Annotated in this window: 20 protein-coding genes; 12 read left to right on the forward strand and 8 right to left on the reverse strand. The window is 65.4% G+C overall.

Features of this window, described 5'->3' with window-relative positions:
* Positions 1-114 precede the first annotated feature (114 nt).
* The 5 genes from gspK to gspG are packed head-to-tail and all read right to left on the reverse strand — an operon-like array spanning position 115 to position 3,091.
* Positions 115-1,101, reverse strand: coding sequence for a type II secretion system minor pseudopilin GspK (gene gspK / locus ACTG4X_RS07515; protein WP_440533535.1), 987 nt, complete (start codon positions 1,099-1,101; stop codon positions 115-117).
* Positions 1,098-1,784 (reverse strand): PulJ/GspJ family protein, encoded by a 687-nt coding sequence (locus ACTG4X_RS07520; RefSeq protein ID WP_097200015.1) that lies wholly within the window; start codon positions 1,782-1,784, stop codon positions 1,098-1,100. The genes gspK and ACTG4X_RS07520 overlap by 4 nt, the downstream gene beginning before the upstream one ends.
* Complete coding sequence (gene gspI / locus ACTG4X_RS07525) at positions 1,784-2,167, reverse strand: type II secretion system minor pseudopilin GspI (protein ID WP_093048303.1); 384 nt, start codon at positions 2,165-2,167, stop codon at positions 1,784-1,786. The genes ACTG4X_RS07520 and gspI overlap by 1 nt, the downstream gene beginning before the upstream one ends.
* The gene (locus ACTG4X_RS07530) at positions 2,164-2,676 is read right to left on the reverse strand and encodes a prepilin-type N-terminal cleavage/methylation domain-containing protein (RefSeq protein ID WP_093048305.1); all 513 of its coding nucleotides are present in this window, start codon (positions 2,674-2,676) and stop codon (positions 2,164-2,166) included. Before ACTG4X_RS07530 ends, gspI begins: the two co-directional genes overlap by 4 nt.
* Positions 2,651-3,091: a type II secretion system major pseudopilin GspG gene (gene gspG, locus ACTG4X_RS07535; protein WP_093048308.1), complete on the reverse strand. Its 441-nt coding sequence runs from the start codon at positions 3,089-3,091 to the stop codon at positions 2,651-2,653. The genes ACTG4X_RS07530 and gspG overlap by 26 nt, the downstream gene beginning before the upstream one ends.
* A 50-nt stretch (positions 3,092-3,141) precedes the next feature.
* Here gspG and ACTG4X_RS07540 point away from each other — a divergent pair, with 50 nt between their 5' ends.
* A complete protein-coding gene (locus ACTG4X_RS07540; RefSeq protein WP_097200014.1) occupies positions 3,142-3,774 on the forward strand; it encodes a hypothetical protein in 633 nt (210 codons plus the stop codon).
* A gap of 50 nt (positions 3,775-3,824) precedes the next feature.
* On the opposite strand, the gene ilvA is transcribed toward ACTG4X_RS07540, so the two are convergent.
* Positions 3,825-5,435 carry a threonine ammonia-lyase, biosynthetic gene (gene ilvA, locus ACTG4X_RS07545; protein ID WP_097200013.1) on the reverse strand — a complete coding sequence of 537 codons (1,611 nt, stop codon included), beginning with the start codon at positions 5,433-5,435 and terminating at the stop codon, positions 3,825-3,827.
* A 50-nt stretch (positions 5,436-5,485) separates the two neighbouring features.
* On the opposite strand from ilvA, the gene ACTG4X_RS07550 reads away from it, so the two are divergent.
* The gene (locus ACTG4X_RS07550) at positions 5,486-6,616 is read left to right on the forward strand and encodes a hypothetical protein (RefSeq protein ID WP_440533536.1); all 1,131 of its coding nucleotides are present in this window, start codon (positions 5,486-5,488) and stop codon (positions 6,614-6,616) included.
* 112 nt (positions 6,617-6,728) lie between these two features.
* Here the strand turns inward: ACTG4X_RS07550 and ACTG4X_RS07555 are convergent, their stop codons facing one another.
* A complete protein-coding gene (locus ACTG4X_RS07555; protein WP_440534371.1) occupies positions 6,729-7,916 on the reverse strand; it encodes a porin in 1,188 nt (395 codons plus the stop codon).
* A gap of 271 nt (positions 7,917-8,187) precedes the next feature.
* On the opposite strand from ACTG4X_RS07555, the gene ACTG4X_RS07560 reads away from it, so the two are divergent.
* Entirely contained in the window at positions 8,188-8,637 is a 450-nt protein-coding gene (locus ACTG4X_RS07560; RefSeq protein ID WP_007834112.1) for an OsmC family protein, read from the forward strand.
* 10 nt (positions 8,638-8,647) lie between these two features.
* On the opposite strand, the gene coq7 is transcribed toward ACTG4X_RS07560, so the two are convergent.
* The gene (gene coq7 / locus ACTG4X_RS07565) at positions 8,648-9,277 is read right to left on the reverse strand and encodes a 2-polyprenyl-3-methyl-6-methoxy-1,4-benzoquinone monooxygenase (protein ID WP_093075963.1); all 630 of its coding nucleotides are present in this window, start codon (positions 9,275-9,277) and stop codon (positions 8,648-8,650) included.
* Positions 9,278-9,559: 282 nt separating this feature from the next.
* On the opposite strand from coq7, the gene ACTG4X_RS07570 reads away from it, so the two are divergent.
* From ACTG4X_RS07570 to mctP, 9 genes are all read left to right on the forward strand, one after another.
* On the forward strand, positions 9,560-10,804 hold the full coding sequence (locus ACTG4X_RS07570; protein WP_097200010.1) for a porin: 1,245 nt from the start codon (positions 9,560-9,562) through the stop codon (positions 10,802-10,804).
* A gap of 176 nt (positions 10,805-10,980) precedes the next feature.
* A complete protein-coding gene (locus ACTG4X_RS07575; protein WP_093048330.1) occupies positions 10,981-11,961 on the forward strand; it encodes an ABC transporter permease in 981 nt (326 codons plus the stop codon).
* A gap of 1 nt (position 11,962) precedes the next feature.
* Positions 11,963-13,234 (forward strand): M20 aminoacylase family protein, encoded by a 1,272-nt coding sequence (locus ACTG4X_RS07580; RefSeq protein WP_093048333.1) that lies wholly within the window; start codon positions 11,963-11,965, stop codon positions 13,232-13,234.
* 31 nt (positions 13,235-13,265) lie between these two features.
* A complete protein-coding gene (locus ACTG4X_RS07585; protein WP_093048336.1) occupies positions 13,266-14,849 on the forward strand; it encodes an ABC transporter substrate-binding protein in 1,584 nt (527 codons plus the stop codon).
* Between the two features lie 71 nt (positions 14,850-14,920).
* On the forward strand, positions 14,921-15,832 hold the full coding sequence (locus ACTG4X_RS07590; protein WP_093075958.1) for an ABC transporter permease: 912 nt from the start codon (positions 14,921-14,923) through the stop codon (positions 15,830-15,832).
* 25 nt (positions 15,833-15,857) lie between these two features.
* On the forward strand, positions 15,858-16,928 hold the full coding sequence (locus tag ACTG4X_RS07595) for an ABC transporter ATP-binding protein (RefSeq protein ID WP_440533537.1): 1,071 nt from the start codon (positions 15,858-15,860) through the stop codon (positions 16,926-16,928).
* Positions 16,925-17,920 carry an ABC transporter ATP-binding protein gene (locus ACTG4X_RS07600; RefSeq protein WP_097200008.1) on the forward strand — a complete coding sequence of 332 codons (996 nt, stop codon included), beginning with the start codon at positions 16,925-16,927 and terminating at the stop codon, positions 17,918-17,920. The genes ACTG4X_RS07595 and ACTG4X_RS07600 overlap by 4 nt, the downstream gene beginning before the upstream one ends.
* A 94-nt stretch (positions 17,921-18,014) precedes the next feature.
* Positions 18,015-18,194: a DUF3311 domain-containing protein gene (locus ACTG4X_RS07605; RefSeq protein WP_097200007.1), complete on the forward strand. Its 180-nt coding sequence runs from the start codon at positions 18,015-18,017 to the stop codon at positions 18,192-18,194.
* Entirely contained in the window at positions 18,194-19,699 is a 1,506-nt protein-coding gene (mctP, locus tag ACTG4X_RS07610) for a monocarboxylate uptake permease MctP (protein ID WP_440533538.1), read from the forward strand. The genes ACTG4X_RS07605 and mctP overlap by 1 nt, the downstream gene beginning before the upstream one ends.
* Positions 19,700-19,709 lie beyond the last annotated feature (10 nt).

Raw genomic sequence — 19,709 nt, forward strand, 5'->3', positions numbered from 1 at the left:
AAAGCCGGTGATTGTAGGTGCGCGTCTGACAGGCTGACGCTCTTGTTTCGATAGCGTGTTGCGCAGACGCCATGCGCGTTCGAAGGCTTTTTGTCTACAAATAGGGCATCGAAATCAGGGTTTGACCGTAGTGTCCGTTGCGCCGGCGCCGCGGGTGCGCCAGATCGTCGTTGCCGTGACACCGTTGCGCTGTAGAAGCGAGCGCTCCTCGACGTAGGTGCGCTCCAGCCGCAGCCTGCCGTAGACCTCGAAGTACTGCGTGCCCACGCCGTGCTGCGCCGCATTGAAGGGCGCGCTGCCGCTGGGCAGCGCGGCGTTGGCGGCGGCAATGTCCTTGAAGAAGGCGCGCGTGCGGCGCTCCACAAGTTGGCGCGCGCTGGCGATGTTGAGCGACTCCATGCTGGCGCTGATGGCTTCGGCGCTCGCGGTGTTGAGGTTGAGCGTGGTCTTCACCGGCAGGATCGTCACGTACGGTTCGAGCGCGGCGGCGGTCGAGGGCGACAGGCCCAGCCACACCAGCTGCGAGACCTGCTGCGGCATCAGCGGCGCGGCGCTGGGGTCGCCGCCGTCGCTGCCGTCGGTCGCGGTGCCCGTGGCAAGGGCGGCCACCAGGCCCGTGGTCATCCGGCTGAGCTCCGACGCCGGCAGGCCCAGCAGGTTGAACAGCCGGGTGAAGGTGGCGACGCTGGCGGGCACCGGCTTGCCGTTGTCGACCAGCGACAGCACGTTGAGCTTGGACTGCGCATCGACGATGCGGCCCGAGAGGAAGGCGTCGGGCAGTCCTTCGAGGCTGTCGCTCGACACGTTCTTGTCGGCCGCCAGGAAGCTCGTGAGCCGCGCCTCCTCGAGCGGCACGGCCCAGGGCTCTGCCAGGTTGTCGGGGCCGCCGGTGCGGCCGTCTTCGCTGAGGATCAGGCGCGACCAGTCGAGCGCGCCGACCAGCACCCAGGCAGCCTGCACGCGCGCGCGCTCGGCGCCTTCGACCTCGGCCGCGCGCCACTGCTGCCACAGCGCCGCGGCGGCGAAGGTGGCCACGAGCATCACGGTCAGCATCGCGGCGAGCAGGGCGGCGCCGGACTGGCGCTTCTTTGTTGCCGTCATGATGATTTCGCCGATCCGACGGTCGGCTTGACCCAGTCGCGCGTGAGCGTGCCCGAGAGGCCGTCTCCGGGCGGCAGCGTGATGACGAGGCGCACGCCGTCGGGCATGGCGACGACGGGGCCCGCGGGGTTGTTGGGGTTGGGCACGACGGTGGGCAGCTGGCTGGCCGGCACCCAGGTGTTGTCGCGGAAGAAATAAAGCTGCCAGTTGCTGGCTGGCACCAGCGGCACGTCGTTGTAGCCGCCTCCGGCCGCGCTCGCGCCGCCGTCCTGTGCCCAGGCGGCCGCGAAGTTCCAGGCCTGCTGCCATTCGCCGCGCGTGGTGAAGGGCTGCGATTGCCAGCGCCGCCAGCGCACGCCGTCGGAGCCGGACTTCAGCATCCAGGCCACCACCTGCACCGACGGCGCCGCGTCGTCGCTGCCACGGCGCGTGAGCCGCAGCACGCGGCCGTCCCAGTCGATCGGGCGGGTCTGCGCGAGCGTGGTCACGGCGTCGAGGTCGGCGCCCCACTGCGCGAGCGTGGCCTGCAGCGTGAGGACGGCGTCGGCGCGCTGCTGGTTCTGCGTGGTGGCGCGGGACATGCTGTCCAGCCCGCGCCAGCTGATGAGCGAGAGCAGGGCCATCACCGCGATGGCGACGAGCAGCTCGATCAGCGTGAAGCCGCGGGACCTGGAGACGAGCATCAGTACCTCCCCACGATGGTGGAGATGCGCAGGATCGGCGCGTCGGCTTCGTCGCGCACCTGCACGTCGACGCGCCGGAAATTCGGGTTCAGCGTGGACGTGGTCGAAGTGGTCACGTTGAACGAGACGCCGGCCTGCAGGCAGATGGAGCCCGAGTCGCCGATTGCCGGCATTTGCCGCGACAGGCGGGCCTTGGCGAGTTCGTTCTCGGCGCACAGGTCGGCCAGCACGAGATCGGACTGGCGCTGCGCATTGCGCGTGAGCGACATCGTGGCCTGCGAACCCGCGGCCAGCGCCAGCGCGACGATGCCGAGCGCGATCAGCACTTCGATCAGCGTGAAGCCGGCGATGCGAGAGGACGGGGCAGGGCGTCGCGCGCTCATTGCACGGCCGATACGGTGAAGGGGCGCACCCCGTCGGTCGCGATGCGCAATGCGCGCGCGGGCGGGCCGGCGGAATAGAGCATGACCTGCTGCGCCGCGATGATCGGATCGGGCCCGAGCTGCAGCGCGGGAACCAGCGTGCCGTTGGCGAGAGAGGCCTGCGCTGTGATGCCTTCGGCGGCCCAGTTGGCGGGCAGTGCGCCAGGCGGGAGGCCGTCGAACACGAAGCTGCCCTCGACGGGCCGCCACCGCACCACGATGCCGCTGGCGCGCGACTGGGCGCGGGCCGATTCGAGCAGGGCGGCGAGCCGGTCGGCTTCGCGGTCGAGCTTGGCGGCGTTGGTGTCGCGTATCGCGAAGCTGACGGCGGCGGTGGCGATCGCGATGATGGCGATCACCACGATCAGCTCCAGCAGCGTGAAGCCGCGGGCCGGGTGGATGTGGGGGCGTGGATACCGGTTGCGGCGCAGCGCGCCCGAGCCGCTATTGCCAGCTGCCGATGTCGGCATTCTTGCCCTCGCCGCCGCTTTGGCCGTCGGCGCCGAACGAGAGCACGTCGATCTCGCCCTTGATGCCCGGGTTCATGTACTGGTACGGATGACCCCAGGGGTCGTTGGGCAGCTTCTCGACGTAGGCCTTCCAGTTGGGTGCGGCCGGACCGGTGGTTGGGCGCGTGAGCAGCGCCTGCAGACCCTGCTCGGCGGTGGGGTAGCGCTGGTTGTCCAGGCGATAGAGCTTGAGCGCCTGCATCAGGTTGTTGATGTCGGTGCGGGCGGCCGTCACGCGGGCGTCGTCGGCGCGCTCGATCACGTTCGGCACGATGAGCGCCGCCAGCACGCCGATGATGACCAGCACCACCATCAGTTCGATCAGCGTGAAGCCGCGTTGGGCGGTGCGGGTGGCGGCACGGAGGAATTTGTTCATAGCTTGGGCGGACATGATTCGGAAAGCGCGCTGCATGATAATCCGCAGCCATGACAAGTCCCTACTCAGCCGCTCGCTGGCATGCCCCACTTGCAACGACGGGGCTTTGGGCGCTGGCGGCCGGTGCCGCGGTGTTCTGGGCGCTGCGCCTGGCTTCGCCGACCGACGCCGTGGCGGCGGCCGCGACGATGCCGCGGCCTTCGGTGACGGCCGATTCGGATGCGGTGGCCCGGCTGCTGGGCGTGCTGCCGGCGTCACGCACGGCCCAGGTGGCGCCCGAGGCGGCCAGCCGCTTTGCGCTGTCGGGTGTGGTGGCCGACCCTTCGAAGCAGGGGGCCGCGCTGATCTCCATCGACGGCAAGCCGCCGCGGCCGTTCCGTGTCGGCTCGGTGATCGGCGACAACTATGTGCTGCAGTCGGTGGGCCTGCGCTCGGCGACCATCGGCACGCAGGCCGACGGCCCGGCGGCGTTCACGCTGCAATTGCCGGTGCGTGCGCCGATCAGCGTTTCCAGCCCCGGGTTGCCGGCAGTGCCGATGTCTGCGCCGACCGGGCCCCTGCCTGCGACGATGCCAGCCGTGGTGGCCCCGCCGCAGTTGCCGCAGCAACAGCAGCAACCGGGTGGCCCGCTGTCGCAACCTGCTGCTATGGCACCGCCGCCGCAACAGGCGCCCGCGCAGTAGCAGCGGACAGTTGAACGATCGAAGCCGGCCTGGAGCCGGCTTCTGCTTTTTCAGGCCTGCAGAAAGAGCCGGTACGCCGGGTTGGCCGTTTCCTCGACGTAGGGATAGCCCAGCGTTTCGAGGAAGGCGTCGAACTCGGCACCTTCGCCGGCAGGCACCTGCAGGCCCACGAGGATGCGGCCGTAGTCGGCGCCCTGGTTGCGGTAATGGAACAGGCTGATGTTCCAGTTCGGCTGCATCAGGCTCAGGAACTTGAGCAGCGCGCCGGGACGCTCGGGAAACACGAAGCGCAGCAGGCGCTCGTCATGCGCGAGGCCAGTGCGTCCGCCCACGAGGTGTCGCAGATGCTCCTTCGCAAGCTCGTCATGGGTGAGGTCGAGCGTGTTGAATCCGTGCTCGTCGAAGGTCCGTGCGATGAAGGCCGACTCGCCGCGCGCCGAGGTCGTGAGACCGACGAACACATGCGCCTTGGCTGCATCGCTTATGCGGTAGTTGAACTCGGTCACGTTGCGAGGTGCGCCGCCGCCCGTGGCTTCGGCGTCGCTCGCGGGCATCTCGCCGATCAGCTCGCAGAAGCGGCGGAAGCTGCCGCGCTCTTCGGGCATGGTGACGGCGAACAATGCCTCGCGCTCTTCACCGACTTCGGCGCGTTCGGCGACGAAACGCAGCCGGTCGAAATTCATGTTGGCGCCGCACAGGATGGCTGCATAGGTCTCGCCGTGGCGGCCGTGCTGGGCAACGTATTCCTTGATGGCCGCGACCGCCAGCGCACCGGCCGGCTCGACGATGCTGCGCGTGTCCACGAAGATGTCCTTGATGGCGGCGCACACGGCGTCGGTGTCGACGGCGATGTATTCGTCGACCAGCTCGCTGGCGATGCGGAAGGTTTCCTCGCCGACCAGCTTGACCGCCGTGCCGTCGGAGAACAGGCCGACGTCGGGCAGGTTCACGCGCTGATTGGCCGCGACCGATTGCATCATCGCGTCGGAGTCGTTCATCTGCACGCCGATCACCTTGATCTCGGGTCGCACGGCCTTGATGTAGTTGGCCACGCCGGAGATCAACCCGCCGCCGCCGATTGCGACGAACACTGCATCGAGCGGGCCCTGGTGCTGTCGCAGGATTTCCATTGCGATGGTGCCCTGGCCTGCGATGACATCGGGGTCGTCGAAGGGATGCACGAAGGTCAGGTTTTGCTGCGCCTGCAATTCGAGCGCGTGCAGATAGGCATCCGAATAGCTGTCGCCATGCAGCACGATTTCGCCGCCGAAACCACGCACCGCATCGATTTTCAGTTTGGGCGTGGTCACCGGCATCACGATCACCGCGCGCGTGCCGAGCTTGCGTGCACCCAATGCAACGCCTTGCGCGTGATTTCCAGCCGATGCGCAAATTACGCCGCTTGCCAATTGCGCAGCACTCAGATGCGCCATCTTGTTATAGGCGCCGCGCAGTTTGAAGCTGAAGACCGGTTGCTGGTCTTCGCGCTTGAGCAGCACGGTGTTGCCCAGCCGTTCGCTGAGCGCGCGCGCCTTCTCGAGCGCAGATTCGACGGCAACGTCGTAGACCCGAGCGTTGAGTATTTTTCTGAGATAGTCGGCGGGCGTGAGCGCCGGATCAACAGGCGCATTGCGCACGATTTTTTCCATGGGAGTTTTCATTTGCTAACTGTTGATGATAAGAGGCATCGGGATTGCATGCGAGATATGACATGGACACAAATGTCATAAACCTCTTCGGCAAAGCCCCAGCTGCAAATGATTCGGGATTTCTTGGACGCACCTATCCCGCGATTCATCCGACCGCCAATCAATTTACAAATGAGCGGAATCTGTTATCAATTTCTGTCAGCCACCTTTCGAAAGGGCTGATGCAGGCGGAGGTCGCGCGCGTTCAGCGAAAAGAAATTGGGTGTGCCACATGGCAGGCGATGGGCAACAGATTGCGTGCGCACATCGTTCCGCTGCTCGGCGATGTTTCGGCGCAGTCGTTTGCAACCGCCGACGCGCAACGCTTGATCGATCACCTCGGAGAGCAGGGCTTCACCAGCACGGCGATTGCCCAGTACCTGGTGCTATTGCGCAAGGTGGTGATGCACGGCGTGCACATCGGTGTACTTCGCGATGCGCCTCCTTTTCCGAAGGTCAAGGTGCGCAGCCAGCCGCGCGGCAGCTTCAGCGTTGCGGAGTACCGGACGATCATCAAGACCGCGCGCAGCTTGCGCGGGCACTCGCATCCGGTGCTCGATCAACTTGCGGCCGGCGAACGTTTCTGGATTGCGCGCGAACTGCTCGTCATGCCGGACGAGCTGCCCTGGCTGATCCGCTGGATGGTGAACACCTTCGTGCGTCCGAGCGACATCAAGCTCATGAAGCACAAGCACATCGAGGTCGTGCGCGGCAAGCACGTCTATCTGCGGATGAACCTGCCGGAGACCAAGCGGCACAGTCAGCCCATCGTGAGCCTGCGTCCTGCGGTGCGGGTCTATGAATGCTTGCTCGCTAATCGCGGCGAGCATGGGTATGGCGGGGCGGAGGACTACATCTTCCTGCCGCAGTTGAAGAACCGCGAGCATGCGCTGGCAGTGCTCAACTTCTTCTTTCACTGGGTGCTCGAAAAGGCGGGGCTTGAGAAAGGGCCACTGGGCCAGTCGAGGACGCTCTACTGCCTGCGCCATACCGCGATCACGCTGCGGCTCTTGTACGGGCAAGGGATCGACATGCTGACCTTGGCACGCAATGCGCGCACGAGCGTCAACATGGTCGAGCGTTTCTACGCATCGGTGTTGAGCGGAGAAATGAATGTGGGACTCCTGCAAAGCCGGCGTAGCCGGGCGAGCTGAGAAAGAGAAAGAAGGAGAGCAAGGACAAAAAGCCGCCCGGCGTGAGCCGGGCGACTTGAGGCTTTGCTGATTCGAACTGGCAAGAGCCAGCATCGGGATCAAACGAGGAAGATCAGAACGCGTGACGAATGCCGAAGTCGTAGCCCGTCGAGGTCTTCGGTGTGAACACGCCAGCAGCCGCGTTGTAGAAAGCCGGTCCACCCACGTTCAATGCCGCGCCGTTCTTGTCGCTCACGCGAGCAACCGTGGCGTAAAGGGCCGTGCGCTTCGACAGGTTGTGCACGTAACCGAGTGCCAGCTTGTTGGCCTTCGGGTCGCGTCGGGTGGCCGACAGGTTGTCGTCGTACTTGACAGCAGAGTAGGACGCTCGGATCAGGCCTGCACCAACTGGCACAGTCAGGCCAAGTAGATAGCCGTTCAGATCGACGTCGGGACGACCGCCGGCGATCGGCCGGTTTTTGTAGTCACGCGAGTTCTCGGCACGCGAAAGTTCGCCGAACAGCTTCACGGGGCCGAAGTCATACGAGGCACCCAGGTTGAAGATGTTTACCGAGTCGGTGGTGCCAGCGTAGTACTGATCGCCAACCGTGCTGTTGCCGTAGGCCACTGCGACGTCCAGAGGGCCGTTTGCGTAGCCGAAGCGACCACCGATGTAACGGCCTGCGCGGCTCTTCGAGGTCGAGCTGTCCGCCGGGATGAAGCCGCCGTTGCTGTGCTTGTCGTTCTCGTGGAACGCATACATCACCTGGCCGTAAAAGCCGCCAAGGTTCGGTGGCAGGAAGTAGCCGATCGAATTGCTGGCGCGAGAGTAGTTCTGGTTGCCGCCGAAGCCGCCAGTGTCCTTGGCGCCGTAGGTCACGGCGTTGAAGCCGTTGGCCGTGTTGATCAGGTTGGAGCCAACGCCGTTGGTGCCGAACGGATCGAACACGGAGTCGTTCCAGAACGTGGGGGTGTAGTCGCGACCCAGGCGGAGTTCACCGAACCCACCCGACAGACTCACGGTCGAGCGACGAACGAAGGTTGCGAGGCCGGTGGCGCTGTCGTCATTGGTGATGGGGGCTTCGAGCCGGAAGCTGGCTGCCAGGTCGCCACCGAGGTCTTCCGTACCACGGAAGCCGAGGCGGCTGGTGTTGTAGCCAGAGTTGGCCAGCGCCGTGCGGCTGACCTTCACGCTGCCCAGATTCGTGGGCCTCAGGTCACGCGAGCTGGACGAGTAACCGCTGATCGACGCGTCGACCACACCAAACAGCGTGACGGACGACTGAGCCGAGGCAACACCGGCAACAGCCAGGGCAGCCAGAGCAACTGCCCTTTCGGTGCGAAAACTAGAGTGGCGGCAAGGCCGGTGAGGGTGGCCTGGAAAGAAAAAAGCCCCGAGCTTTGCAGCTCGGGGCTAAATCCACCAATTGGAAGGGTGGAGGAGACAACTGGGTGCGCATACGTTTGCGCAATGAAATAAAGTATATCGACTGTTTGTTGCGTTGCAACAAGCGAGTGATGCTTTTCCCACACACAAATGGATGTCGGCGTGCATTTTTGCCCGACATCCCAGACCTGGAACTCCGAAAACCATGGAATGCACAGTAAGTTGGACCGGTGACGCAGGCACGCGATCGGCCATGGGCTTCGTTGCCGAGACGGGCAGCGGCCATGTCCTGATGATGGATGGCGCACCGGATGCCGCGAAGCCCGAGAACGGCGGACAGAACCTCGCGGCGCGGCCGATGGAGACTGTTCTTGCCGGCACCGGGGGATGCACTGCCTACGATGTCGTGCTCATACTGAAGCGCGGACGCCATCGCGTCGAGCGCTGCAGCGTCAAGCTGACCAGCGAGCGCGCCGAAAAGGACCCCAAGGTCTTCACGAAGATCCACATGCACTTCACCGTGGCGGGCAAGGGAATTCCGGCCTCTGCCGTGGAGCGCGCAATCGCACTGAGTCACGAAACGTATTGCTCCGCCAGCATCATGCTGGCGAAGACAGCCGAAATCACCACCAGTTTCGACCTGATCGAAACCTGAGCCAAGTGGCCTAGATGCGGTGCGCCAGCGTGGTCATCACGCGGGAGGCCACGCGCATCAGGGCCTTGGCCGGCGCCGGGAGCTCCGCCGCGCCGGCGTCGACAGCCTGCGACGCATGACGGGCTTCGTCTAGCTTCATCTGCTCGACCACTGCCTTGGATGCGCTGTCTCCGGACGGAAGGCGATCGAGGTGGCTGTCCAGGTGGGCCTCCACCTGACGCTCCGTCTCTGCGACGAATCCCAGACTCAATGGGTCTCCGAGGCGGCCCGCGACGAGGCCGAGGCCGAAAGCGCCTGCGTACCAGAGAGGATTCAGGATCGACGGGCGCGCCCCCAACTCGTCAAGCCGTTGCCGGGTCCAGGCCAGGTGATCGGTTTCCTCGTGCGCCGCTTCGAGGAAATGGGCGCGCAGCGCAGGATCGCGTGTCACCGCTGCCTGGGCTGTGTAAAGCGCCTGTGCGCAGACTTCACCCACATGATTCACCCGCATCAGCGCGCCGGCTTCCCGACGTTCCGCTTCACTCATTTCACCCGGTGCCTGTGAGGGGACGGGCGTCGCCCGCGTGGCATGGGGGCGGGCAAAAAGCGTGCGCAATGCAGCGTCTGCCGCGGTCAGAACAGGGTCGATCATGAGCGTCATGCGCCTATTTGAACGCACATGAGAAATGCCACGCCGGAGCCTCGTCATATTTCACATAGTGGTGCGCAGAGGGGTCTAAGTCCTTTGTTGCAAGCGTGCAACGAAACGCGCGAGCCATCCAAGATTTCGGGCGAATTGTTTTGCCCTGCCGCAGCGGCTCTGGTGCAATAGCATCAACTTCCCAAAAGGAGGTTGGCCCGGGGTCCGGTGGGAGCACAAAAGTGCCAGTCACGGTGAGCCCTTCGCACCGGAGCCCTATGTTTAACCTTGGAGAAACTTGCAATGAAAAAATCTCTAGTTGCTCTGGCTGCCCTGGCTGTTGCCGGTGTTGCCTCGGCTCAGTCGTCCGTCACGCTGTTTGGTGTGGTCGACGCGTCGATCAGCGGCTATTCGAGCACCTCGCGTGACCTGAATGGTGCCACGCTCCTGAACCCGTTCTACCTGAACCAAGGCAGCCGCAAGGTCAGCAGCACGCAACTGGCTAACTCGGGCTACAACTCGAGCCGTCTGGGCTTCCGTGGTACGGAAGACCTCGGTGGCGGCCTGGCAGCCAGCTTCTGGCTCGAAGCTCCGATCAGCAATGACAACGGCCAAGAAGGTATCGCGACGTTCGCACGCCGCTCGACCGTCAGCTTGTCGGGTGGTTTCGGTGAAGTTCGCCTGGGTCGTGACTACACCGCCACGTTCTGGAACGACACCGTGTTCGATCCGTTCGGCACCAACGGCGTTGGCACCAACCTGATCTTCTCGTCCAGCGCTCTGCTCGGCGCCTTCGGCACCCCCGCAGCCTCGACTGGCGCCGCCACCAACGTCGGCTCCAGCAACTACGTTCGCGCAAGCAACGTCGTCGGCTACTTCCTGCCGCCGAACCTGGGTGGTTTCTACGGTCAAGTGCAGTACGGCTTCGCAGAGAAGAACAAGTACAGCCCTGGTCTGTCTACGCCTAACGTTGCCAACAGCCAACGTCAAGGTCGTTACGTCGGCGGCCGCTTCGGCTACGCGAACGGTCCTCTGGACGTTGCGCTGGCTTATGGCAGCAGCACCGTGGGTGACGACTACTACGCCGGCACGACCACCAAGACCAACACGCTGAACCTGGGCGCTTCGTATGACTTCGGTCCCGTGAAGCTGTTCGGTGAACTGTCGAAGGTCAAGAACAAGGTTGACTACGAAGTGACGCCGCTGGCTGGTGGCCGTCCTGACGTGGATGTGACCGGTTACCTGCTCGGCGCTACCGTGCCGGTCGGTGCTGGCCTGATCCGCGCTTCGTGGTCGCACGTCAAGTACGACCAGAACCTGCCGTTCAACCCGTTCGCTCTGAACACGCCTGATCCCAAGGCCAACAAGCTGGCTCTGGGCTACGTGCACAACCTGTCGAAGCGCACGGCTCTGTACGCTACGGTTGCTCGCGTCAGCAACAAGAACGGCGCAGCTCTGACCGTTGGCGGTGCTTCGTTCGTGACCACCGGTGGCTTCACCCCGAAGACCTCCACCGGCTACGACTTCGGTATCCGTCACGCTTTCTAATTTGACGCTGGCGTAAGCCAGCTTCGAATCAAAAGCTCGAAAGCCACTCGACGAAAGTCGAGTGGCTTTTTTTCGTCTGGACACTCTTGGGGAAACCACGAGGCGCACCCCCGGGGAACCACCGTGCGGGCACGCACCTTGCACTGCTAGCATGCCCCGTTCACTCCGCTCGATGAATGATTGCCTTTGTACTGCGCCGCCTGATCCAGGCCGTGATCGTGATGATCGCGGTCGCGTTCATCGCCTTTCTCCTCTTCCAATACGTCGGCGACCCCGTCGTGTTCCTGCTGGGGCAGGACGCCAAGCCTGAGCAGATCCGCGAGCTGCGCGCCGCATTGGGGCTCGACCAGCCCTTCTTCGTGCAGTTCTGGCACTTCCTCGTCAACGCTGCACAAGGTGAGTTCGGCCTGAGCCTGCGCCAGGGCGCGAAGGTGTCGCGACTCATCGGCGAGCGCTTCCCCGCCACGCTTGAACTCGCGCTCGTCGCGGCCGTGCTGGCGCTGTTCATCGGCATTCCGATGGGCGTGTACACCGCGTTGCGCCGCGGTACCTTCATGAGCCAGGTGTTCATGACCGTGTCGCTGCTCGGCGTGTCCCTGCCCACCTTCCTGATCGGCATCCTGCTGATCCTCGTCTTCGCCGTGACGCTGGGGTGGTTCCCGAGCTTCGGGCGCGGCGAGACCGTGAAGCTCGGCTGGTGGACCAGCGGCCTCTTCAGCGCCGACGGCTGGCAGCACATCGTGCTGCCAGCGGTGACGCTGGCGATCTTCCAGCTCACGCTGATCATGCGGCTGGTGCGCGCCGAGATGCTCGAGGTGCTGCGCACCGACTACATCAAGTTCGCGCGTGCGCGGGGCCTGACGAACCGCGCCATTCATTTCGGCCACGCGCTCAAGAACACGCTGGTGCCCGTGATGACCATCACTGGCCTGCAGCTCGGCGGCCTGATTGCCTTCGCGATCATCACCGAGTCGGTGTTCCAGTGGCCCGGCATGGGGCTGCTGTTCATCCAGGCCGTGACCTTCGCCGACATTCCGGTGATGGCAGCCTACCTATGTCTTATTGCCCTGATCTTCGTGGTGATCAACCTCGTGGTCGACCTGCTGTACTTCGTGGTCGATCCGCGATTGCGCGTTGGCAAGGCGGGAGGGCACTGACATGACGACAGCGACAGCAGAGGCCCCGCGCCTCAAGGCCTCCGGCCGTGCGTTCGCGCACATCGCGAACTTCTATCCCGAGATCACGGCCTTCCGCCGCGACCTGCACGCACACCCCGAGCTCGGCTTCGAGGAGGTCTACACCTCCGGCCGCGTGCGCGAGGCCCTGCGCGCCTGCGGTGTCGACGAGATTCACGAGGGCATCGGCAAGACCGGCGTGGTCGGCGTCATCCGCGGTCGTTCGACGGCCAGCGGCCGCATGATCGGCCTGCGCGCCGACATGGACGCGCTGCCCATGCGCGAAGACAACGACTTCGGCTGGCGCTCCGCCAGCGAGGGCCTCATGCACGGCTGCGGCCACGACGGCCACACTGCCATGCTGGTCGGCGCCGCGCGCTACCTGGCCGAGACGCGCGACTTCGACGGCACCGCCGTGCTCATCTTCCAGCCCGGCGAAGAGGGCTGCGCCGGCGCGCGCGTGATGATCGAGGACGGCCTGTTCGACCGCTTCCCGGTCAACGCCGTCTACGCGATGCACAACTGGCCCGCCATGCCGGCCGGCACTGTCGGCATCAACCGCGGTGCGATGATGGCCGCGGCCGACCGCATCACCATCAGCATCAAGGGCAAGGGCGGCCATGGCGCGCACGCCTACCAGACCGTCGACCCCGTGATCGTCGCGGCGCACATCATTACGGCCGCCCAGACCATCGTTTCGCGCAACGTGCGCCCGATCGACGCCGCCGTCATCAGCATCTGCGCGATGCAGGCCGGCGACCTCGGCGCGATGAGCGTGGTGCCGGGCGAGGCCACGCTGGTCGGCACCGTGCGCACCTTCAGCGCGCGCGTGCAGGCGCAGATCGAGCAGCGGCTGAACGAGTTGTGCGCGGCCATTGCCTCGGGCTTCGGCGCCAGCGCCAGCATCAAATATGAGCGCATCTATCCCGCCACCATCAACACCGCGCCCGAGGCCATGTTCGCGGCCGATGTGGCCGAGTCGCTGGTGGGTGCGAAGAATGTCGAGCGCAGCATGGAGCCCAGCATGGGCGCCGAAGACTTCTCTTTCATGCTGCAGAAGAAAGCCGGCGCCTACCTGCGCATCGGCCAGGACGTGCGCGACGGCGCCTACCTGCACAACAGCCGCTACGACTTCAATGACGAGATCCTGCCGCTTGGCGCCGCGCTGCATGCCGGCCTGATCGAGCAGGGCATGCCGCTTGCCGTTACCCGCGGTGCGCAGCCAGGGAGAGCCGCCGCTACCGCGGCGACGTGATGTGTTTGATTCCAACCCGAGGAGTGTTCCCATGAGTTTCAAGAAAAGTGTGGCTGCGGCCGCCGTTTTGTGCGCCCTGAGCGCCGTCAGCATGGTCGCCGGCGCGCAGACCATCCGCATCGCGAACCAGGGGGACGCGCTATCGCTGGACCCGCACTCGCTCAACGAATCGCTACAGCTGAGCGTGACCGCCAACGTCTATGAAACCCTCGTGGGCCGCAACAAGGACCTGAGCCTTGCACCGCTGCTGGCCACCAGCTGGAAGCAGACCTCGCCGAACGTCTGGCGCTTCGAACTGCGCAAGGGCGTGACCTTCCACGACGGCACCCCGTTCTCCGCCGACGACGTGGTGTTCAGCTTTGCGCGCGCCCAGGGCGACGGCTCCGACTTGCGCGCCACGCTGAGCGACATCAAGGCCGTGCGCAAGGTCGGCGACCTTGCCGTCGAGATCGAGACCAACGGCCCCTTCCCGATCCTGCCCGACGTGATCTCGCTCACCATGATCATGAGCAAGAAGTGGTGCGAGGAAAACCAGGCCACCAAGCCGGTGGATCGCCGCAAGGGCATCGAGAACACCGCCTCGTTCAAGGCCAACGGCACCGGCCCGTTCCGTGTGCGCGAACGCCAGCCCAACGTGCGCACCGTGTTCACGCGCAACGGCACCTACTGGGGCAAGATCGACGGCAACGCGCAGGAGATCATCTTCACGCCCATCGCCAACCCGGCCACCCGCGTGGCCGCACTGGTCTCGGGTGAAGTCGACGTGATGGAGCCCGTGCCGGTGCAGGACATCGCCCGCATCAACGCCGCGCCCAATGCCCGCGTGATCACCGGCCCCGAGATGCGCACCATCTTCCTGGGCATGGACCAGAAGCGCGACGAACTGCAGTACTCGAACATCAAGGGCAAGAACCCGTTCAAGGACAAGCGCGTTCGCCAGGCCTTCTACCAGGCCATCGACATCGTCGGCATCCAGAAGACCGTGATGCGCGGCGCCTCCAAGCCCACCGGCCTCCTGGTCGGCCCCGGCATCAACGGCTGGACCGCCGAGCAGGACAAGCGCTTGCCCTACGACGTCGAGGCTGCCAAGAAGCTGCTGACCGAAGCCGGCTACCCCAACGGCTTCGAGGTGTCGCTGAACTGCCCGAACGACCGCTACGTGAACGACGGCCAGATCTGCCAGAGCGTTGCCTCCAACCTCGCGAAGATCGGCGTCAAGATCAATCTCGTGGCCGAGACCAAGGGCACCTACTTCCCGAAGGTGCTGCGCCGCGACACCAGCTTCTACATGCTGGGCTGGACCCCGACCACCTACGATTCGCACAATGCGCTGAGCTCGCTCACCTCCTGCCCCGATGACAAGGGCACCGGGCAGTTCAACCTGGGTGCGTACTGCAACCCCAAGCTCGACGAGCTGACCAAGAAGATCCAGTCCGAGAGCGACAAGGCCAAGCGCAACGAGCTGATCAAGGAGGCGTTCAAGATGCACGCCGACGACATCGGCCACCTGCCGCTGCATCAGCAGTCGCTGGCCTGGGGCGTGAGCAAGAAGGTCGAGCTGGTGCAGCTGGCCGACAACTTCATGTACTTCAAGTGGATGAGCATCAAGCCGTGATCCCGCTGGCCGCCCGCAAGGCGGCCTGACCATGGGCCCGCTTCTTGCGGGCCCATTCCTTTTGCCTCACGATGAAAAAAACACTCGCCCGTTGGCTCGACAGCGATGTCGGCTACAGCTTTCGCACATCGCCCGTGGCCATTGGCGCGGCGCTGATCGCGCTGGTCTGCGTGGTCTGTGCGGTGTTCGCCGGATGGGTGTCGCCGCACAACCCCTTCGACCTCGCCACCCTCGAACTCGGCGACGCGCGCCTGCCGCCCGCATGGAGCGCCGAAGGTTCGTCCAAATACCTGCTGGGCACCGATGACCAGGGCCGCGACATTCTCTCGGCCGTCATCTACGGCGCACGCATCTCGCTGATCGTCGGCCTGGTGTCGGTGGTGCTGTCGGTGGTGGTCGGCGTGGTGCTGGGCCTGCTCGCCGGCTTCTTCGGCGGCTGGCTCGACTCCTTCCTCATGCGCGTGTGCGACGTGATGCTGTCGTTTCCGCCCATCCTGGTGGCGCTGCTCATTGCCGGCGTCGGCCGCGCGCTCTTTCCCGGCGCGCACGAGTCGCTGGCCTTCGGCGTGCTGATCATTTCCATCTCGCTGACCGGCTGGGTGCAGTACGCGCGCACGGTGCGCGGTTCCACGCTGGTGGAGCGCAACAAGGAATACGTGCAGGCCGCGCGCGTTACCGGCGTGGCGCCGATGCGCATCATGCTGCGCCACGTGCTGCCCAACGTGATGGGGCCGGTGATGGTGCTGGCCACGATCCAGGTGGCCACGGCCATCATCACCGAGGCCACGCTGTCGTTCCTCGGCGTCGGCGTGCCGCCGACTTCGCCTTCGCTGGGCACGCTCATCAGCATCGGCAACCAGTACCTGTTCTCGGGCGAATGGTGGATCACGGTGTTTCCGGGCCTGATGCTGGTGCTGATCGCACTCAGCGTGAACCTGCTCGGCGACTGGCTGCGCGACGCGCTCAACCCGCGTCTGCGCTGAAGAGAAAGATAAGGAGAACGCCACCATGACGCTGCTCCAGGTCAAAGACCTCGTCGTCGAATTTCCGCACCGCCGCGGCACGCTGCGTGCGCTCGACCGCATTTCATTCGACATCGCGCCCGGCGAAATCCTCGGCGTGGTGGGCGAATCGGGCGCTGGCAAGTCGCTCACGGGCGCGGCCATCATTGGCCTGCTCGAGCCGCCGGGCCGCGTGGCCGGCGGCGAGATCCTGCTGGAGGGCCAGCGCATCGACAACCTCGGCTTCGACGCGATGCGGCCCATTCGCGGCCGCAAGATCGGCGCGATCTTCCAGGACCCGCTGACTTCGCTGAACCCGCTCTACACCGTGGGCCGGCAGCTGATCGAGACCATTCGCGCCCACTTGCCCGTGACCGAGAGCGAAGCGCGCAAGCGCGCCATCGGCCTGCTGCAGGACACCGGCATTCCCGCCGCCGAGCAGCGCATCGACCACTTCCCGCACCAGTTCTCGGGCGGCATGCGGCAGCGCGTGGTGATCGCATTGGCGCTTGCGGCCGAGCCCAAGCTCATCGTGGCCGACGAGCCGACCACCGCGCTCGACGTGTCGATCCAGGCGCAGATCATCCAGCTGCTCAAGCAGGTGTGCAAGGACCGCGGCGCGGCGGTGATGCTGATCACGCACGACATGGGCGTGATCGCCGAAACCTGCGACCGCGTGGCCGTGATGTATGCGGGCCGCATTGCCGAAATCGGCCCGGTGCACGAAGTGATCCACCAGCCTGCGCACCCCTACACCTCGGGCCTGATGGCCTCGATTCCCGACATGACGAGCGACCGCGAGCGGCTCAACCAGATCGACGGTGCGATGCCGCGGCTCAACGCCATTCCCACGGGTTGTGCCTACAACCCGCGTTGCCCGCGCACCTTTGCGCGCTGCCTCGTCGAGCGGCCCGAACTCATGCACGCCGGTGCCACGCGCGCTGCCTGCTGGCTGCACGATGCCGCCGATCCGCATGCCGGCCAGGCCGAGATCGCGGCAAGGCATCACGACGCACTGGCGGCCGGCGAACGCGCCGCGCCCGAAGCGGCCGAACCCGTCGTGGAGGTGACGCGATGAGCGAGCCTCTCGTGGTCGCGCACGACCTCGCCCGCACCTTCGACGTCTCGCCGCCCTGGCTCAACCGCGTGCTCGAACGCAAGCCGCGCGTGCTGCTGCACGCGGTCGACGGCGTGAGCTTTTCCATCGAGCGCGGCAAGACGCTGGCGTTGGTAGGCGAATCGGGCTGCGGCAAGAGCACCGTGGCGCGCCTGCTGGTGGGCCTCTACGCGCCCACGCGCGGCGGCCTGCAGTTCGACGGGCAGAACGCGCACGCCGCGTTCAAGACCCCCGAGGGCCGCAAGCTGCGCCGCCGCATTCAGATGATCTTCCAGGACCCCTACGCGAGCCTCAACCCGCGCTGGATCGTCGAGGACATCATCGGCGAGCCGCTGCGCGAGCACGACATCATCAGCGACAAGGCCGCGCTGCGCGAGCGCGTGGGCGAACTGCTCAAGTCGGTCGGCCTCTCGCCGCTGGACATGAGCAAGTACCCGCACCAGTTCTCGGGCGGCCAGCGCCAGCGCATCTCGATTGCGCGCGCTCTCGCCACGCAGCCCGAGTTCCTGGTGTGCGACGAGCCTACATCGGCGCTCGACGTGAGCGTGCAGGCTCAGGTGCTCAACATCATGAAGGACCTGCAGCGCGAGCAGGGCCTGACCTATCTCTTCATCTCGCACAACCTCGCCGTGGTGCGCCACGTGGCCGACCAGGTCGGCGTGATGTACCTGGGCCGGCTGGTCGAGGTGGCCGACAAGCAGAAGCTGTTCTCGGCGCCGCAGCATCCATACACCCGCATGCTGCTCGATGCCATTCCGCAGATGAAGCACACGGGGCGCCAGCGCACGCCGGTGCAGGGCGAAGTGCCGAACCCGCTGAACCCGCCCACGGGCTGCGCCTTTCATCCGCGCTGCCCGCATGCGAATGCGCGCTGTTCTTCCGAGCGCCCAAAGCTGCTGAGCATCAAGGGCGTGCAAGTCGCTTGCCATGCGGCCGAGGAGGGCCGCATCTAGCACGGCCGCTTAATCCGGGTCGGCGCCGCGTGTTCGGCTTCAGGTCTATAACTCCTTGGTGCTTTCGTAAAAATCACACCAAGGAGAACAGCACATGTGGGCCTTGCTCTTGTTGCCCTTCATCGGGCTTCTGTGGCTGCCGTTCTACAACAACCCCTTGCCGGAGCTGTTCGGTTTTCCCTTCTTCTACTGGTACCAGCTGCTGTGGGTGCCGATCACCGCGCTGCTGATCTGGATCGTCTACCGCAGCGGGTATGAAGAGGGAGACGAATGATGGACGGCCAGATCAACTGGACCGCGCTGTCGGTCTTCGTCTTCTTCTTCGTGCTGGTCACCGTGATGGGCTTCTGGGCCTCGCGCTGGCAGAGCGGTGGCGCCAAGGGCAAGGGCGCGCACCTCGACGAATGGGGCCTGGGCGGCCGCAACTTCGGCACCTGGATCACCTGGTTCCTGGTGGGCGGCGACTTCTACACCGCCTACACCGTGATTGCCGTGCCCGCGCTGGTGTACGCCGTGGGTGCCTACGGCTTCTTCGCGCTGCCGTACACCATCCTCGTGTACCCCATCGTCTTCATCATCATGCCGAAGCTCTGGCATGCCGCGCACAAGGCCGGGCACGTGACTGCCGCCGACGTGGTGTACGGCCGCTACGGCTCGCGCGCGCTGGAGCTGGCCATTGCCGTGACCGGCGTGGTCGCGACCATGCCCTACATCGCGCTGCAGTTGGTCGGCATGGAGGTGGTCATCAAGGCGCTGGGGCTCACGGGCGAGCTGCCGCTGGCGGCCGCCTTCGTGATCCTGGCGCTCTACACCTACTCGGCGGGGCTGCGCGCGCCGGCGCTCATCGCGTTCGTGAAGGACCTGATGATCTACATCGTGGTGCTGGTGGCGGTGGTGCTTGTGCCCATGAAGCTCGGCGGCTACGGCAGCGTGTTCCACGCGGCCGGCGATGCCTTCGCGGCCAAGGGCGGCGCGACGGGGCTCACGCTCAAGCCGGCGCAGTACCTGCCGTACGCGAGCCTGGCGCTGGGCTCGGCGCTCGCGGCCTTCATGTACCCGCACACGCTCACCGGCATCTTCGCGGCCAAGAGCGCCAACACCATCCGCAAGAATGCCGTCTTCCTGCCGGCGTACACGGTGCTGCTGGGGCTCATCGCGCTGCTGGGCTACATGGCCTATGCGGCCCATCTCACAGTGAAGAGCAACAACGACGTGGTGCCGGCGCTCTTCAATGCGCTGTTCCCGTCGTGGTTCGCGGGCTTCGCGTTCGCGGCCATCGCCATCGGCGCGCTGGTGCCGGCGGCGGTGATGTCGATCGGTGCGGCCAACCTGTTCACGCGCAATTTCTGGAAGGCCTACGTGCGGCCCGACGTCACGCCGGCGGGCGAGGCCAAGGTCGCGAAGATCGTGTCGCTGGTGGTCAAGCTGGGGGCGCTGGTGTTCATCCTGTTCCTGCCCACGCAGTTCGCGCTCGACCTGCAACTGCTGGGCGGCCTGTGGATCCTGCAGACCTTCCCGGCGGTGGTGTTTGGCCTGTTCTTCGGCTGGTTCCGTGCACCGGCGCTGCTGGCGGGCTGGGCCGTGGGGCTGCTCGGCGGCAGCTGGCTGGCGTTCTCGGACGGCATCAAGCCTGTGCACACCTTCGTGATCGGCGATGGCAGCTACACGCTCTACACCGGGCTGGCGGCGCTGGTGCTCAACATCGTGGTCGCGGTGGTGGTGCAACTCGTGGTCAAGGGAGCGCCGCTGCGCGAGGCGCCTGTGCTCGCCAGGAGGTAGGCCAGAGTAG

It is taken from the genome of Variovorax sp. YR566 (assembly GCF_051992195.1).
Taxonomy (GTDB): Bacteria; Pseudomonadota; Gammaproteobacteria; order Burkholderiales; family Burkholderiaceae_C; genus Variovorax.

Coding starts and splice junctions, on each gene's coding strand:
- gspK (WP_440533535.1), bottom strand. CDS start 1,101: ATGACGGCAACAAAGAAGCGCCAGTCCGGCGCCGCCCTGCTCGCCGCG.
- ACTG4X_RS07520 (WP_097200015.1), bottom strand. CDS start 1,784: ATGCTCGTCTCCAGGTCCCGCGGCTTCACGCTGATCGAGCTGCTCGTC.
- gspI (WP_093048303.1), bottom strand. CDS start 2,167: ATGAGCGCGCGACGCCCTGCCCCGTCCTCTCGCATCGCCGGCTTCACG.
- ACTG4X_RS07530 (WP_093048305.1), bottom strand. CDS start 2,676: ATGCCGACATCGGCAGCTGGCAATAGCGGCTCGGGCGCGCTGCGCCGC.
- gspG (WP_093048308.1), bottom strand. CDS start 3,091: ATGAACAAATTCCTCCGTGCCGCCACCCGCACCGCCCAACGCGGCTTC.
- ACTG4X_RS07540 (WP_097200014.1), top strand. CDS start 3,142: ATGACAAGTCCCTACTCAGCCGCTCGCTGGCATGCCCCACTTGCAACG.
- ilvA (WP_097200013.1), bottom strand. CDS start 5,435: ATGAAAACTCCCATGGAAAAAATCGTGCGCAATGCGCCTGTTGATCCG.
- ACTG4X_RS07550 (WP_440533536.1), top strand. CDS start 5,486: ATGGACACAAATGTCATAAACCTCTTCGGCAAAGCCCCAGCTGCAAAT.
- ACTG4X_RS07560 (WP_007834112.1), top strand. CDS start 8,188: ATGGAATGCACAGTAAGTTGGACCGGTGACGCAGGCACGCGATCGGCC.
- coq7 (WP_093075963.1), bottom strand. CDS start 9,277: ATGACGCTCATGATCGACCCTGTTCTGACCGCGGCAGACGCTGCATTG.
- ACTG4X_RS07570 (WP_097200010.1), top strand. CDS start 9,560: ATGAAAAAATCTCTAGTTGCTCTGGCTGCCCTGGCTGTTGCCGGTGTT.
- ACTG4X_RS07575 (WP_093048330.1), top strand. CDS start 10,981: ATGATTGCCTTTGTACTGCGCCGCCTGATCCAGGCCGTGATCGTGATG.
- ACTG4X_RS07580 (WP_093048333.1), top strand. CDS start 11,963: ATGACGACAGCGACAGCAGAGGCCCCGCGCCTCAAGGCCTCCGGCCGT.
- ACTG4X_RS07585 (WP_093048336.1), top strand. CDS start 13,266: ATGAGTTTCAAGAAAAGTGTGGCTGCGGCCGCCGTTTTGTGCGCCCTG.
- ACTG4X_RS07590 (WP_093075958.1), top strand. CDS start 14,921: ATGAAAAAAACACTCGCCCGTTGGCTCGACAGCGATGTCGGCTACAGC.
- ACTG4X_RS07595 (WP_440533537.1), top strand. CDS start 15,858: ATGACGCTGCTCCAGGTCAAAGACCTCGTCGTCGAATTTCCGCACCGC.
- ACTG4X_RS07600 (WP_097200008.1), top strand. CDS start 16,925: ATGAGCGAGCCTCTCGTGGTCGCGCACGACCTCGCCCGCACCTTCGAC.
- ACTG4X_RS07605 (WP_097200007.1), top strand. CDS start 18,015: ATGTGGGCCTTGCTCTTGTTGCCCTTCATCGGGCTTCTGTGGCTGCCG.
- mctP (WP_440533538.1), top strand. CDS start 18,194: ATGGACGGCCAGATCAACTGGACCGCGCTGTCGGTCTTCGTCTTCTTC.